This window comes from Nakamurella deserti, from assembly GCF_003260015.1.
Classification (GTDB): domain Bacteria; phylum Actinomycetota; class Actinomycetes; order Mycobacteriales; family Nakamurellaceae; genus Nakamurella; species Nakamurella deserti.
The window spans coordinates 1,401,890-1,417,489 of sequence record NZ_QCXS01000002.1; the positions used below are offsets into that span (position 1 = coordinate 1,401,890).

Here is a 15,600-nt window from a genome sequence, read left to right on the forward strand (position 1 = left end):
GACAGCACGACCGCACGACAGCACCACCGCGACCGGCAAGGATGCCACGTCGTCCCGTAGAGAAAGGTCCACCTCATGTCTGTCCTGCCCTCCCGACGGACGGCGCTGCGCGCCATCGCCGCCGTCGCCACCGCGTCGCTGGCCCTCACGGCCTGCTCGTCCGGCCAGAGCACCACCCCCACGGCCGGGGCGGCGCCGTCGTCGGCGACCAGCGGCAAGATCACCATCGCGTTCCTGCAGAAGCAGGGCGACCAGCAGTACTTCGTCGACGAGGCCACCGGCGCGCAGCAGGCCGCCGAGGCGCTCGGCGACGTCGAGATCAAGGTCGTCAACCTGGGCACCGACGCCAACAAGGCGATCAACGAACTCGACTCGGTCATCGCCCAGAAGGTCAACGGCATCATCATCGTGGTGCCGGACCAGCAGATCGGCCCGCAGGTGATCGACAAGGCCACCCAGGCCGGGATCCCGCTGATGGCCGCCGATGACGTGATCGCCGACGCCGCCGGCAAGGAGGCCCCGTTCACCGGCTTCGACGGGACCGCCATGGGTGAGGAGGTCGGTAAGGCCGCCGCCGAGCTGTATCTCGCGGCCGGCTGGAACGCCGCCGATGTGAAGATCCTGTCCGGTTACAAGCAGGACCTGTCCGTGTGCGGACAGCGCGTCGACGGCGCGAAGTCCGCGTTCACCGAAGCGCTGGCCGGCGCGGCGGCACCGGAGGTCATCGACATCGGGACCGACAACTCGGCCACCGACGCCCAGAACAAGGCGGGTGCCACCATCACGGCGAACCCCGGTGTGAAGCACTGGATCGTCTGGGGCTGCAACGACGAGAACGAGACCGGCATCGTCACCGCCCTGCAGAACTCCGGCGTCGCCCCCGCCGACATCATCGGCGTCGGCCTGGGCGCCTACCTGACCTGCAAGGACTGGGCCGCGGGCCAGGACACCGGGAACAAGGCCGCACTGTTCATCTCCGGCACCGAGGTCGGCAAGGCCGCGGTGACCTCGATGGTGGGCCAGATCCGTGACGGCAAGGCCATGCCGCCCAAGACCATCGCCGAGACGAACATGGTCGACAGCACGAACTGGAAGGACGCCGGGGTCGTCTGCACCTGATCCGGCGGTGCCGGCCGGGACCGCCACGGCGGCCCGGCCGGCACCACACCCACCATCCCGCCCTCCCGGGCCCGTTCCAAGGAACCCCATGAGCCACGAACACGGCTCCGTCGCGCTGCGCGCCGACGGGGTGGGCAAGAGCTTCGGCCCCGTGCATGCCCTCGCCGGCGTCGACTTCGAACTGCGCCGCGGCGAGGTCACCGCGCTGATGGGAGAGAACGGCGCCGGCAAGTCGACGCTGCTCAAGATCCTCACCGGCGATCACCAGCCCGACCGCGGTCGGCTGCTGCTCGACGGCGCCGAGGTCAGCTTCGCCGACCCCTCGACGTCCCGGCGGGCCGGGGTCCGCGTCATCGCCCAGGAACCGGAGATCGTCCCGCACGTCACCGTGGCCGAGAACATCTACGTCGGGGCTCTTCCGACCGGCGGCGGCGTCTTCAGGGCGCGCAACCTCCTCGCCACCGCCACCCGTGACCTCGAACGCTTCGGCTTCGCCGGCGTCATCGACGCCCGCACCCTCGGCCGCCGGTTGTCACCGGCGCAGCGGCAGATCGCCGAGATCATGCGGGCGCTGGTCGGCGGGCCCGATGTCCTGTGCTTCGACGAGCCCACGTCGTCGCTCGGCGACGAGGAGGTCGACATCCTGTTCGCGTTGATCCGTCGACTCCGCGACGAGGGCAAGGCCATCGGCTACGTCTCACACCGGATGAAGGAGATCTTCCAACTCGCCGACCGGGTCACCGTGCTGCGCGACGGCAAGCTGGTCGGCACCACGCCCGCCGCGGAGACCGACGAGGCACAGCTGGTCCGGATGATGGTCGGGCGGGACCTCTCGCAGCTGTTCGACCGGACACCGACGACCCGCGACGAGGTGGTCCTCCAGCTCACCGCAGTGACCACCGACGACGTGACCGACATCGACCTCACCGTGCACGCGGGCGAAGTCGTCGGCGTCGCCGGCCTGATCGGCGCGGGCCGCAGCGAGCTCATGCACGCCATCGTCGGCGACGTACCCCTCAGCAGTGGCACTCTGACGCTCCACGGGGTGCCGCAGCGCTTCTCCAGCCCCGGAGACTCGGTCCGGGCCGGGATCGGTTTCGCCCCCGAGGAGCGCAAGGCGGATGCGCTGATCATGCAGCGCACGGTGCGCGACAACGTGTCACTCGCCGTTCTCGGGCGGCTGTCACGCTTCGGCTTCGTGCGGCGCCGGGACGAATCCGACACCGCCCGCCGGTACGTCGACCGCCTCCGGGTCCGGACCCCGTCCATCGAGCAGCTCGTCAAGAATCTGTCCGGCGGCAACCAGCAGAAGGTCGTCCTGGCGCGCTGGCTGGCCCGCAATCCCGCCCTGCTGATCCTCGACGAGCCCACCCGCGGCGTGGACGTCGGCGCCAAGGCCGAGATCTACGCCATCATCCAGGATCTCGCGGCCGAGGGGATGGCCGTCCTCGTCGTGTCCTCGGAGATGCCCGAGGTGATAGGACTCGCCGACCGGATCTACGTCATGGCCGGCGGGCGGATCAGCGGCGAACTGGCCGCCACCGAGGCCACCGAAGAACGCATCCTCGCCCTGGCGATGGCCGAACGGACAGCAGTGACCGCGCACGCGCAGAGAGAAGAACTCCGATGACCCAGAAACTCCTCCCCCCGGCGCCGGCCACCGCGAACGGCAGCACCCGGTCCGCCGTGTCCCCGGTGCGGCGGCTGATCGCCGGGATCGGCGTCCAGAACGTCTCGCTCATCATCGCGATCGCATTGGTCGCGGTGGTCATCGGCAGCCAGAACAGCAACTTCTTCGGCGTCGAGAACCTCAAGGTGATCGGCACCGCCATCTCGATCTCCGGACTGCTCGCCGTGGTGCAGACCGTCATCATCATCATGGGTGCGCTCGACATCTCGGTCGGCTCGATGGCCGGTCTCGCGTCGGTCACCTCGGCGATGATCTTCACCAGTCAAGGCGCGTTCCTCGGCGTCGTCGGTGCGGTGGCCATCGGCATCGTCTGCGGGGCGATCAACGGCTGCATCATCGTCTTCGGCCGGGTCAACCCGGTCATCGCCACCCTCGCCACGCTGGCGGCGTTCAAGGGCGTGGCGCAGTTGGTGTCCGACGGCCGCGCGCAGGGCTACACCGGCGCCGACCCGTTCTTCGTCTTCCTGGCCCGCGGCGCCATCGCCGGTGTCCCCACGCTCATCTGGGTGCTCATCCTGGTCGCGGCGGCCGTGCACATCCTGCTGCGCTACACCACCATCGGGCGCACCATGTACGCCGTCGGCGGCAACGACGTCGCCGCCCGGCTCGCCGGCATCAACATCAACCGCTACATCCTCGGCGCGTACATGCTCGCCGGGGCCGTCGCCGCCCTCGCCGGCATCCTCATCACCGCCAGGACCGGCTCCGGACAGCCCGTCTCGGGCTCGGAGGGGCTGGAGCTCGAGGCGATCACCGCGGCCGCGCTCGGCGGTTGCGCCCTCAAGGGCGGCAAGGGCACCGTGGCCGGCACCATCCTCGCGGTCATCCTGCTCGGCATCCTCACCAACGGCATGACCCTGCTCGGCGTGAACAGCTTCTGGCAGAACGTGGCCAAGGGCGCGCTACTGGTCGCCGCGGTGGTCATCCAGCAGCTCCGGTCGGGCGAACGGCGGATCGGCCTGCCCGCGTGACCGGCCCCGGGTCGACGGTCGGCGACGGGCCGCTCCGGGTGGTCGTCGACGCGGCGCGCGGGGGGCGCCTGACCCGCCTGACCTGTGACGGCCGCGAGTGGCTCGCGCCGACCCGCGCCCCCGACGAGGACCGGGTACCCGGGGAGACGACGCCGTTCGTCCGGCCGGGGATGGGTGGTTGGGACGAGGTCATCCCCTCCGTCGCCGCCACCACGCTCCCCGACGGCCGACGGCTCGCCGATCACGGCGAGGCCTGGCGGCGGCCGTGGACGATCGAGGCGAGTTCCGCGGAGGTCCTGACGATGTCGGTGCGCCTGACGAGCCTGCCGCTCACCCTCCGCCGCACCGTGCAGGTCACCGGCAGGACCCTGCGCCTGACCTACTCCGTCGAGGCGGACGCTGCCGCCGCGGGCCCGACCCCCGTGCTGTGGTCGGCGCACCCGCAGTTCGACGCCCCGGCCGGGACGCGACTCGTACTCGGTCGAGGGCCGATCCCGGCCCGGATCGACCACCCCGCCGGCCGCGGCGAGATGGTGCTGGACGACCGGGACGTCCTCGCCGAGTTGCCGGCGGGAACGGCGGTGAAAGCATTCGTCCAGCCCGGGACCGCCGTGGACACCGCCACTCTGATCCGCCCGGACGGTACCGTGCTGACGCTGCGGTGGGACGCCCGGGCGCTGCCGTACCTCGGCCTCTGGTGGGACAACGGTTGCTGTGCACAGACCCCGGTCATCGCCGTCGAACCGTGCACCGGTCTCGGCGACGACGCGGCCGCCGCGGTGGTCACCGGCCGGATCCTGTCGCTGCCGCCCGGCGGTCACCACAGCTGGTGGCTGCACACCGAGGTCGGAGCGGCGCCCGGCGGTGCCAGCTCCGAACGGTCCGGTTCTGTCGACGCTGGTGCGAGATGACCCCCGTGGAACGGGTCGTCACGTCCGCGTCGGTCCGTCACCTCACCGAAGCGACCCTCCGCCACCGGGAAGCGGCCGAGGCGCACGCCCAGCTGCGCCAGGCACTGGCCGCGTCGTCCCGTCGACTGCGCGCAGCGCAACAGGACCGCGACGACGCCGTCCGTGCCGCCCGGGCCGACGGCCTGACCTACCGCGAGCTGGAACTGGTCACCGGCTACTCCCGCGGATGGCTGGACCGCATCATCTCGCACCGGATGGACCGCCACTCCCGACACCGTTGACGCAGCCCGGGTTTCGGGATCCGCCACACCGCCCGCCGCTTCCGCGCCGGCTCGTCGTGCCGGGCCGGGCGACGGAGTCCTGATGGATCGGGTTCCCGGCATCTGCGAGCGCCGTCGAGCGGCCACTGCTCGCGCACCGTGGCCGACCTCGATCGACGGTGCACCTCGCCGAACTCCGTCAGAGCAGGATCTGCAGGGGGTTCTCGAGGGTGGTGATGAGGGCGGTGAACCATTGGGCGGCGAGGGCTCCGTCGACGGCGCGGTGGTCGACGGAGAGGGTGAGTTGGAGGGTGGTGGCGATGGTGAGGGTTTCGGTGCCGTCGGGGTGGGTGTCGACGGCGGGGGTGCGTCGGCCGGCGCCGACGGCGAGGATGGCTGACTGGGGTGGGTTGATGATGGCGCCGAAGTCGTCGATGCCGTACATGCCGAGGTTGGTGACGGAGAAGGAGCCGCCCTCGAGTTCCTGCTGCTTGAGTTTGCCGGTGCCGGCGCGGGCGACGAAGTCCTTGACGGTGGTGGACAGTTCGCTGATGGAGAGTCGTTGGGCGGCGCGGATGACGGGGGTGACGAGGCCTTTGTCGCCGGCGATGGCGACGGAGACGTCGATGTCGTCGTAGCGGCGCAGGGCGTCGTCGGTCCAGATGACGTTCATGGCCGGGACCCGGCGGTGGGCGAGGACGGCGGCTTTGACGACGAGGTCGTTGACGGAGATGCGGGTGGTGGCGGCGGCGTTGAGTTGGGTCCGCAAGGCGAGGAGCGCGTCGATGCGGGCGGTGCGGCGGAGGTAGAAGTGCGGGACCTGCTGCTTGCTCTGGGTCAGTCGTGCCGCGACGGCACGGCGGAGCCGGGTGTGCGGTTCGTCGGTCCAGGGACCGGTGCCCGGCGTGACGCCCGGCGACGTCTCGGTCGGTGGGTTCGTTGCCAGGGCCGGAGCGGGCGGCGCCTCCGACGCGGCGGAGGTGGAATGCCGCAGGGCGGCGTCGATGTCGGACCGCACGATGCGCCCGCCCGGGCCGGTGCCCGTCAGGGTGGACAGGTCCAGGCCCGACTCACGGGCCATCTTGCGGGCCAGCGGGCTGGCGAAGATCCGGTGCGGGGCGGGGCCGTTCGCTTCCGACCCGGCCGCGTTCCCACCGGCCGGGGCGGCCCACCCTGCCGCGGCGGGGTTCTCGGCCGGCGCTCGGCCCGAACCGGCCACCGCCGGTCCCGGGGCGATGCGCCCCTGCGCGCCGACTGACACGACGGTGTCGTCCGGTGGGACGACGGCACCCGCCTGGTCGGGCGCCTGCGCGAATGCCCCGGCGGCGGCGGTGGTGGTGCTGTCGGTGACGCCAAGGGAGACCAGCAGGGCGTCGACGTCGGCGCCGGCTTCGTCGGTGTCGCCGATGACCGCGATGGGGGCGCCGACGTCGATGGTGACACCGGCTTCGGCGAGGAGCCGCAGCACGATCCCGTCGGTGTCGGCCTCGAAATCGATGACGGCTTTGTCGGTCTCGATCTCGGCCAGGGTGTCACCCGCGGTGAACGTCGCGTTCTCGGCGACTTTCCATTCCTGGATGACCGCCTCGGTCATCGCCGCGGCGATCTCCGGCATCCGCAATAACGTGGCCATCAGATGCCCCCCAGGTTCCGCAACGCCACGACCATCTCCGCGTCCTTGGCGATCGCCGCCCGTTCCAGCACCTTGCTGATACTCGGCGAAGCGACCCCACCGGTGACCCGCTCGATCGGCGCGTCCAACCAGTCGAAGAACCGACGCCCAATCTCATCGGCCAGCCACCCGCCGTAGGAGGTACCGACCGCGCCCTGCTCGGCGATCACCACCCGGTTCGTCTTGCGCACACTGGCCCCGATGGTGTCCCAGTCGATCGACGCCCGATCCAGCCACCGCAGATCGATGACCTCCGCGTCCACCTCACCGACCTCCTCGACCGCGGCCAGCACATAGTTGGTCATCGCCAGGTAGGTGATGACCGTGACCTCGGTGCCTTCGCGGCGGACCGCGGCTTTGCCGACCGGCAGGCAGAAGTCCAGCTCGGCGTCATCGACCGGAGCAGCACCGGTCGAGGCGTAGAGGTCGACGTGTTCGAGCACGACCACCGGGTCCTGACAGGTCAGGGCGGTGTTCATCAAACCCACGTAGTCGTACGGGGTCGACGGCGCCACGATCCGCCAGCCGGGGGCGGTGGCGAAGATGCCGGCCGGGTCCATCGAGTGCTGCGACCCGTAGCCGGTGCCCATCGCCACCTTGGAACGCAGCACCAGCGGCACCGCGTCGTCCCCACCGAACATGTGCCGGGCCTTGCCGATCTGGTTGAACAACTGATCGGCCGCCACCCACATGAAGTCGGCGTACATGAACTCCACCACCGGCCGGAACCGCCCGTCCAGGGCGATGCCACCGGCCAGACCGGCGAACGCGTTCTCCGCGATCGGGGTCCCCAGGATCCGGTCCGGGAACCGGTCCTTCAACCCCTTCGTCGCCCCGTTCGTCCCACCACTGAGGCGGTGCACGTCCTCGCCCAGCACCAACACCCCCGGATCGGTGTCCATCCGGCGACCCAACACCCGGGCGATCACATCCACGAACTTCGCCTCCGCCACCTCACCCTGGAAGTCTTCGGGTTCGACGTAGCGGGAACCTTCCAGTTCGGTCAGGTCACCGCGGATACCGGTGTCCACCCACGACGGGTCCGGCCACTCCGCCGGCTTGATCTGCCGCTGACCGGGCTTCCCGCCCGGCAACGGCTCCAACAGCTGCCCACCGATCTCGGCCATCAACGCCTTCGACCGCCGGGTCAACTCATCGACCTCGCCCTGGGTGAGCAGGTTCCGGCGGACCAGGTGCCCGGCGACCAACGCGATCGGGTCCCGTTGCCGCCACGCCTTCTCCTCGTCCTTCGTCCGGTAACCGAACGCCGACCCCGGGAACGGCCCGTTCTGGTGGAAATAGCGGTACACGTCGGCCTCGACCACGGCCGGGCCGTTCCCGGCCCGCATGTGCGCGACCGCCTCACCCATCGCCAGATACACCGCCAACGGATCCATCCCGTCGACCTTCCACGAGGCGATCCCGAAGCCCGGCCCGCGGGCGGACAACCGCGGTTCCTTCGTGGCTTCCTCGACGTGGGTGGACACGGCGTAGCCGTTGTTCTCGATGAAGAAACACAACGGCAGGTCCCACGCCGCCGCCAGATTCAACGTCTCCAACGTCGACCCGATGTTGGACGCGCCGTCACCGAAGTAGGTCACCGCCACCGCGTCCGTACCGGCGAAGCGGTGCGCCCACGCCGACCCCGCCGCCAACGGCACCCCACCACCCACGATCGCATTCGTGCCGATCGCCCCCGCGGCCTTCCACTGCAGATGCATCGAACCACCACGGCCGTGGCTGAACCCCCGGTCCAGACCGCAGATCTCCCCCAACGTCCGCAACAACACCGCCCGCACGTCCTCATCCACCTCGTCACGCGGGTCGATGCCCTTCGGCGCCACGAAATGCAGCACCTTCGCCAGGAACTGGTGATGACCCCGGTGCGAACCGTTCACCGTGTCCGCGTCCGTCAACGCCAACACCGACCCGACCGCACCGCCCTCCTGCCCGATGCTGGAATGCGCCGGACCGTGGATCAGACCCGCCGCCGCCAACTCGAGCACGTACTCCTCGAAGGTGCGGATCAACACCATCTGGCTCAGCATCGGCAACAACAGATCAGGATCAGCCGCATCCCAATCACGTTCGGTGGTGAGGACCTCGACCCAGGGCGCGCTGGGCTCGAGATGCCGGTGCTCAGTCATCGGGTCACTTTCTGTCGGGAGGTCGTTGAGGCGCGGACCGGGAGGGCACGGCACCAGCCGGCCGGCACCAGCGGCCGGACGAGCACTGGTGCCAGTGACGGTTACGACGCGCGGAGGAACTGCGCGATGAGATGGGTTTGTCCGGCGAGCATGTGGATGCCCTCGTGCGTGCGGAGACCCGCCGCCGCGGCGGCCGCGAGGAACGGCGTCGGACTGCTGCTCATCACGACATCCGCGGCGGTGGCACCCGCCGGGAAGGCCGCGGCGGGAAGCGGGGACACGTCTGCCGGGTGCAGCCCCGCGGAGGTCGCATTGATGACGAGTGTCGCGGCGGGCAGGCGATCGAGACCGGTCCCGACGTCGCCCGACGGCACGGCAGCGTGCAGCCGTTCGACCAGGGAAGCCGCCCTCGGGGCCGTCCGGTTGCTCACGTCCAACGTCCGCACGCCGGCCGACAGCAGCGCGACGGCGACGGCGCTCGCTGCGCCGCCGGCCCCCACCACGACGACCCGTTGTCCTTCGGGCTCGATGCCCTGCGCCCGCAGGCCCGCGACGAAGCCGAGACCGTCGAAGGTCTCGCCGACGAGCCGGCCGTCCTGGGTCCGGCGCACCACGTTGACCGCGCCGACGAGCCGGGCGTTCGGCCCGAGCTCGTCGCACAGTGCCGCGGCGTTCTCCTTGTGCGGAACGGTCACGACGGTTCCGAGGACACTGGCGTTGACGCGGATGCCGGCGAGGAAGGCGCTCAGACCGGCTGCGGTGACGTGAGCGGCCACCGTGACGGCGTCGTCACCCTGCGCCTCCCAGATCCGGTTCAGGGACGTCGGAGTCCGCAGATGGTGGACGGGATCCGCCACCACGAAACAGGTTCTCGTGGTGCCGGAGATCACGAGACACGTCCCGTGGTCGCACGGAGGACACGAACGGCCGACGCGGGCAGTGCTGCTCGATGTGTCATGACGACTTTCCGTCGGTCCGCTGACGCGGCGACTCTTCCGGTTCTGCGGTTTCAAGGGGGTGCAGCGCGAGAGGCCGCACGGTGATGGACTTGTGACGGTAGAGCGGCAGGGCCGCGAGGAGTTCGTGCAGGGCCGTGGCGTCGGCGGCCCGCCAGATCGCCACGTTCGCCGGGCGGCCCGGCACCCGCCAGATCCGGACGAGATCCCCGTCGTCGCGTCGTGCCGCACCGTAGCGCGACTCGTCGTCGAGCAGGTGCTGCCGGGTTCCGGCGTCCAGATCCGGTGGCAGCCGGAACTCGGCCTCGACGAGGAACTCCACCTCAACCCGCCATGAAGAGGCCGCCGTTGACATGGATGAACTCGCCGTTGACGAAGCTCGCAGCATCGCTGCACAGGAACGCGATGACCGAGGCGACCTCCGCAGGGGTACCCAGGCGGCGCAGCGGAGTCTGCGCGAGGACCGTGTCGCCACGGTCGGCGATCATCGCCTCGGTCATCGGGGTGCTGATGATCCCGGGCGACACCCCGTTCACCCGGAGTCGCGGACCGAGCTCGCCCGCCAGCGTGCGCGTCAGACCGATGACGCCCGCCTTGCTCGCCGCGTAGTGCGCGTGCAGGGGACTGCCCCGGTGGCCCGCGAGCGAGGCCACCGTGACGATCGAGCCGCCGTCCCTGATCGATGCGACGGCGGCACTGACGAGGTAGAACACGCCGTCGAGGTTGACCGACAGCGTTCTGCGCCATTGCTGGACCGTCATCGTCTCCACGCTCTGATCGACATAGATGCCGGCGCAGGCGACCACGTGGTCGATCCGGCCGAACCTGTCGATGGCGGCGTCGACGATCGCCACCGACGATTCCGGACATGCCGCGTCGTAGTGGGCGGCCAGCGTCCGCGAACCCGTCGGATCGATCCGGCGGGCGACGGCTTCGGCTTCGGCGATGTCGAAGTCGGCCAGCACGACGTCGGCGCCCGCGCCGACGAAGGAGGCCGCGACCTCCGCACCGATTCCCCCGGCAGCGCCGGTCAGCAGGAGGACCTGCCCGGCGAAACCGTCACCTGTGTCGCTCATCGCGCTCCTCGTGGTCAGGTCGCGGCGGACGCCGCTGCCCCGACCCACTCTGCTATAGCTCCAGCCTCCGGCGAAGCAGTAGGCGATAGAGCGTTCCTATGGTTCTGCAGGATCTGGGTATCGCCGTTCTGACGGCGACACCCCTCCACCTCGAAGGCATCGCACTGACACCCGCGCCGCCGAGCCGCACGGCGGGTCGACGGACGATCCTGCCCCGGACGGCGGCGACACACGGTGCGGCATGACCGATCCGGCCGTCGACGGCATGCCGGAGCGAGCCAGGGTGCAGGCTCTCTCGGTCTCTCGCTGCCCGCGTGCAACGCGGTCGCCACGCATCCGTCCGCACACCCACCCTGCCAGGGCCCGGCACCACCGAGCGCATCAGCCCGGCAGGCCGGACGGCGAACGGACCGGGCGGCAGCCCCGGTCCTTGCCACGCACGGTCAGGTCCGGACCTGCGGAACCCGGGCCACGTCGTCCCGGTGCACCTCGGTGAGCACGCGCAGGAAGGTCCGGGTCGCCGGCGTCATCGCGCGCTCACGTTGCCAGACCGCCACCGCGATGAGGGCGGGCACCGTCTCCACCGTGCGGCGCAGCTCCACCGATCGACCGGCGAGAGAGCCGATCTGGTTCGGCATCAGTGCGACTCCCAGACCGCCGGCGATCATCGGCAGGCTGGTCTCACTGGCCGACACCTTGCGGATGACCCGGGGAGTCCAACCGCGACTGCTCCACATCCGCTCCATCAGACTCGCCATACCGGGAAAGCTCGGTGGCGTCGCGGGGACGATCCAGGGCTGATCGCGCAACTCGTCGAGACCGATCGGATCCGGCGCATCGGAGAACGCGGGCGGCAACACGGCGACGATGGGCAGCTCACAGAGGGGACGGAACTCCAGGCGGTCCCCGTAGAGCTCGGCGAGTCTGCCGGGATCGGACGTCGTCACGATGCCCAGATCGTCGTCACCCACACCGACCCGCCGCAGGATCTCCAACGGCGGCGGATCCGACAGTCGCACGTGGATGTCCGGGGCGGCCACCGTGACTGCGTTGAGCACCGTGGCCAGGTGGCCCCAGCTGTAGACCTGCCCGGCCGACAGGTTGATGTCGCCGATGGCGCCACGAGCCATCTCGTGGAGGTGCGTCGTGGCGTTGGCGACCTCACGCAGGATCCGGCGCGCCTCCTCGTGGAGGTAGCGGCCCGCCTCGGTGGGGGTGACCCCCGGGGCCGCGCGGATGAGCAGTGGTGTCCGGACTTCCCGCTCCAGATTGCGCATCGCGACCGTCAGCGTGGGCTGGGCGACCGGGATCCGCCGTGCCGCTGCCGACAGGGACCCGGCCTCGACGATGGCGCAGAAATACTCCAACTGTCTCAGGTCCACGACGCCTCCTGCCGCCCCTTCTCCGGCACGGCCGGGGCGACCAGCTGCCATAGGGTTCGACTATCGCAGCCTAGAGTACCGGTATTGGCGCCTATGGCCCCGGCAGGACATGCTCTGTTCGCAACGTCCACGCCACGCTCAACGGTGCGCAGCGAACGACCGGCACTATGACGAAGCAGGAGCCCCCATGACGTCCGTCCACCACTCCCCCGCAGAGGCCGCATCCATGACCGACACCGTCCACGGGACCGCGGACGCCCGCTTCGACGGGGTGCGAGCCCTGCTGGCGGACAACATCCGGTCCGGCACGGAGGTCGGTGCCTCGATCGCCGTCGACCTCCACGGCGAGATGATCGTGGACCTGTGGGGCGGGTATGCGGACGCCGCCCGTACGAAGCCCTGGTCGGCCGACACGATCGTCAACGTCTGGTCGAGCACCAAGACCGTGACCGCCCTGGCCGCCCTGATGCTGGTGGACCGTGGCGAGCTCGACGTCTTCGCACCGGTCGCGACGTACTGGCCCGAGTTCGCCGCGAACGGCAAGCAGGCGGTCGAGGTGCGACACCTGCTGTCCCACACCTCGGGCGTCTCCGGGTGGGACACCCCGTTCTCGATCGAGGACATGTACGACTGGGAGACATCGACGAGTCGGCTGGCGGCGCAGGCGCCCTGGTGGCAGCCCGGCACCGCGTCCGGCTATCAGGCGTCGAACATGGGACACCTGGTCGGCGAGGTCGTGCGACGCGTCAGCGGAAAGACGCTGAAAGAATTCGTCCGCACCGAGATCGCCGAGCCGCTCGGGGCCGACTTCCAGATCGGAGCGCTGCCGGGCGACGATCACCGGGTGGCGGAGATGATCCCGTTCAAGACCCGCGCGTTCGACCTCGACCAGATCGACCGCGACAGCGTGCTGGGCAAGACCCTCTGGGGTCCCATGGGCGACCCCAACTCCGCGAACACCGCGGAGTGGCGACGAGCCGACATCGGTGCGGTGAACGGCCACGGCAACGCCCGATCGATGGCTCGCGTCCTGTCCGTCCTCTCGCTCGGCGGGACCGTCGACGGCATCAGGCTTCTCGGGCCGGACACCATCGACCTGATCTTCCAGGAGCAGGCGAACGGGGTCGACCTCGTCCTCGGGGTGCCGCTCCGGTGGGGCATCGGCTTCGGCCTGCCCCAGCCCGAGACGGTGCCGTCGATCCCCACGGACGAGAGGATCTGCTTCTGGGGCGGCTGGGGCGGTTCGATGATCGTCGCGCACCCGGACCGCGGTCTGACGATCTCGTACATGATGAACAAGATGGCCGACGGCGTCATCCTCGGGTCCGACGCCGCCCACAGCTACGTCACCGCCATCTACGAAGCACTCGCCTGATGCGGCCGGCCCGCCTGCCGCCTGCTCGTCGTCCCCTGCCGAGATCAGTCGCAGGCTAGCGCATCTCGCTCGTCGGTCAGGCACTCCGCCGGAGCCGCGGTCGGCGGGATCCCCGAAGGGCGATCGACCTGTCCGCCCCCGTAACCTCCACCGTCCCTCACCGAGGAGCGACATGATCGTCGATCAACGCACCTACGCCGCTCGACCGGGGCGGCTGCAGGAGTTCGTCGACACGTTCACGGCGCGGGGCCTGCCGTTGTACACCCGCTACTGCGGGACGCTCATCGGCTACTTCACCTCCGAGAGTGGCGCGCTGAACCAGGTGGTGCACCTCTGGGGATACGCCGATGCCGCGGATCGCGACATCCGTCGCGCCGCGCTGGCTCGCGACCCGGGTTGGCAGGTGTTCCTGGACATGGCGCTGCCTCTGCTCGTCAGCCAGGAGAGCCGCCTCCTGAGACCGACGGCGTTCTCGCCGAGCATCGCCCTGCCGGCCGGCCAGGTGGGCCGGGAGTGGTCGTCGTGAAGATGGTCCACCGCTGACCGGAGGACACCTCCGACGTCATCGGCACCACGACGTCCAGCCGCTTCGCGGCATTGGCAAGCGGAGTCGCCCGACGCCGTGTCGACCGATCCCCGGCGAGGCCGGGTCCGCACGTTCCCGTCGTCAACAGCACCCGTCGCTGCCATGGGATGACCGCACGGCGGGTCGGACGGTGTCGTCGCGCGTCCAGATCAGTTCCGCACACGTCGCTGTCGCCGACAGCGGCACCGAGGAAAACACAACACCGCACCGAAGCGGTCCGAAGTGGGGTTCAACGCATGAGAATCGTCAAGCAGCTGTCCGTCCTGGGAATCGTCGCGGCGGCGGCGGTGGTGTCCGCCTGTTCCGGTACCGCGGGTGGATCCGCATCCCCTCCGACGTCGACGCCGACCGCCACGGCCATCAAGATCGGGTTCCTGAACCAGGGCTCCGGTGCCCTGGCGTTCCCCGACTTCGGCGCCGGCGGCACCGTGGGTGCCGACCAGGTCAACGCCGACGGCGGTGTCAACGGCCACCCGATCGACCTGGTCACCTGCAACACCGACGGCACACCCGCCGCCTCGGTCAAGTGCGCGAACCAGTTCGTCTCCGACGAGGTCGTCGCCGTCGTACAGGGCATCGATCTGAGCTCGGACACCGCGCTGGAGATCCTGGCGGGCGCCGGCATCCCGTTCGTCGGTCACACCCCCTTCGGCTCCGCCCAGGCCGACAGCCCGGACGCCTGGTTCTTCGGTGCGGCACCCGGGGCGTTCTACAGCGTCCCGTTGAAGACCCTCAAGGAGGAGTACGGGGCCAGGACGGTCGCGTTCCTCAATCCGGACTCGCCGGTCGACCGGTCGGTCGCCGACATCTCGCTCGTCCCCGCGGCCGAAGCGCTGGGAATCGATCTGTCGTTGAACTTCTACTCCACTCCGGCCAACTACAACGCCGCGTTCGCCTCGGCGGTCGCCGACAACCCCGACGCCGTGTTCATCATCGGACCGGAGCCCGACTGCACCGCCTTCATCCAGGCGGCCCGCACCCTCGGCTACCAGGGCGACATCTTCGCCGGCAGCTGCGGCCAGTTCGTCACCGCCGACCCCGCTGCGGCGGAGGGGGTCCTGGCGGACTCGGACCTCTACGCGACCAGCGACACGTCTGGTATCCCGGAGTCCGCGGCGCGTCAGATCGCGACCTATCTGAAAGCGGTGGAGGGTCAGCCGGCGGCCAACGTCGACAACTTCACCCAGATGACGTTCTCGGCCATGCAGGACCTCGCGGCCGTGGCGCGGACCGTCGACGGGGAGGTGACCGCGGAGTCGCTCACGGCGGCGCTGCGGGGCTTCTCCGGCGTGGACAGCTTCATGGGCCAGCCGCTGAACTGCGACGGCAAGCAGTGGCCGGACAACATGTCGATCTGCGCGCCGGGTCTGCTGGTCCACGTCGTGAAGGACGGGAAGCTCCAACCGCTCAGTGACACCTTCGTCACCACCGCAGACCTGTACGAGAGCTGAGGTC

At 70.1% G+C, this 15,600-nt stretch carries 14 protein-coding genes; 8 read left to right on the forward strand and 6 right to left on the reverse strand.

Features of this window, described 5'->3' with window-relative positions:
* The first annotated feature begins 75 nt into the window (after window positions 1-75).
* From DB033_RS06400 to DB033_RS06420, 5 genes are all read left to right on the forward strand, one after another.
* Entirely contained in the window at window positions 76-1,119 is a 1,044-nt protein-coding gene (locus tag DB033_RS06400; RefSeq protein WP_111765946.1) for a substrate-binding domain-containing protein, read from the forward strand.
* An 88-nt stretch (window positions 1,120-1,207) separates the two neighbouring features.
* Complete coding sequence (locus DB033_RS06405; protein WP_111765947.1) at window positions 1,208-2,749, forward strand: sugar ABC transporter ATP-binding protein; 1,542 nt, start codon at window positions 1,208-1,210, stop codon at window positions 2,747-2,749.
* A complete protein-coding gene (locus tag DB033_RS06410) occupies window positions 2,746-3,780 on the forward strand; it encodes an ABC transporter permease (protein WP_111765948.1) in 1,035 nt (344 codons plus the stop codon). The genes DB033_RS06405 and DB033_RS06410 overlap by 4 nt, the downstream gene beginning before the upstream one ends.
* Window positions 3,777-4,691: an aldose epimerase family protein gene (locus DB033_RS06415; RefSeq protein ID WP_111765949.1), complete on the forward strand. Its 915-nt coding sequence runs from the start codon at window positions 3,777-3,779 to the stop codon at window positions 4,689-4,691. Before DB033_RS06410 ends, DB033_RS06415 begins: the two co-directional genes overlap by 4 nt.
* On the forward strand, window positions 4,688-4,972 hold the full coding sequence (locus tag DB033_RS06420) for a hypothetical protein (protein ID WP_111765950.1): 285 nt from the start codon (window positions 4,688-4,690) through the stop codon (window positions 4,970-4,972). Before DB033_RS06415 ends, DB033_RS06420 begins: the two co-directional genes overlap by 4 nt.
* Window positions 4,973-5,150: 178 nt before the next feature.
* Here DB033_RS06420 and DB033_RS06425 read toward each other — a convergent pair whose 3' ends face one another.
* The 6 genes from DB033_RS06425 to DB033_RS06450 form a co-directional block, all read right to left on the reverse strand.
* Window positions 5,151-6,584 carry a 2-oxo acid dehydrogenase subunit E2 gene (locus tag DB033_RS06425; protein ID WP_111765951.1) on the reverse strand — a complete coding sequence of 478 codons (1,434 nt, stop codon included), beginning with the start codon at window positions 6,582-6,584 and terminating at the stop codon, window positions 5,151-5,153.
* Entirely contained in the window at window positions 6,584-8,770 is a 2,187-nt protein-coding gene (locus DB033_RS06430; protein WP_111765952.1) for an alpha-ketoacid dehydrogenase subunit alpha/beta, read from the reverse strand. The genes DB033_RS06425 and DB033_RS06430 overlap by 1 nt, the downstream gene beginning before the upstream one ends.
* A 101-nt stretch (window positions 8,771-8,871) precedes the next feature.
* Window positions 8,872-9,660, reverse strand: a complete 789-nt coding sequence (locus DB033_RS06435) for a shikimate dehydrogenase family protein (protein ID WP_170315481.1) — start codon at window positions 9,658-9,660, stop codon at window positions 8,872-8,874.
* A gap of 64 nt (window positions 9,661-9,724) precedes the next feature.
* Complete coding sequence (locus tag DB033_RS06440) at window positions 9,725-10,048, reverse strand: muconolactone Delta-isomerase (protein WP_157970543.1); 324 nt, start codon at window positions 10,046-10,048, stop codon at window positions 9,725-9,727.
* 1 nt (window position 10,049) lies between these two features.
* The gene (locus DB033_RS06445; RefSeq protein ID WP_111765955.1) at window positions 10,050-10,802 is read right to left on the reverse strand and encodes an SDR family NAD(P)-dependent oxidoreductase; all 753 of its coding nucleotides are present in this window, start codon (window positions 10,800-10,802) and stop codon (window positions 10,050-10,052) included.
* A 443-nt stretch (window positions 10,803-11,245) separates the two neighbouring features.
* On the reverse strand, window positions 11,246-12,184 hold the full coding sequence (locus tag DB033_RS06450) for a LysR family transcriptional regulator (protein WP_170315482.1): 939 nt from the start codon (window positions 12,182-12,184) through the stop codon (window positions 11,246-11,248).
* 187 nt (window positions 12,185-12,371) lie between these two features.
* Here DB033_RS06450 and DB033_RS06455 point away from each other — a divergent pair, with 187 nt between their 5' ends.
* The 3 genes from DB033_RS06455 to DB033_RS06465 all read left to right on the forward strand — a co-directional run bounded on the left by DB033_RS06455 (window position 12,372) and on the right by DB033_RS06465 (window position 15,596).
* Entirely contained in the window at window positions 12,372-13,559 is a 1,188-nt protein-coding gene (locus DB033_RS06455; protein WP_205843683.1) for a serine hydrolase domain-containing protein, read from the forward strand.
* Between the two features lie 172 nt (window positions 13,560-13,731).
* Entirely contained in the window at window positions 13,732-14,085 is a 354-nt protein-coding gene (locus DB033_RS06460) for an NIPSNAP family protein (RefSeq protein ID WP_111765958.1), read from the forward strand.
* 296 nt (window positions 14,086-14,381) lie between these two features.
* Window positions 14,382-15,596, forward strand: coding sequence for an ABC transporter substrate-binding protein (locus tag DB033_RS06465; RefSeq protein ID WP_157970544.1), 1,215 nt, complete (start codon window positions 14,382-14,384; stop codon window positions 15,594-15,596).
* Window positions 15,597-15,600: the final 4 nt, after the last annotated feature.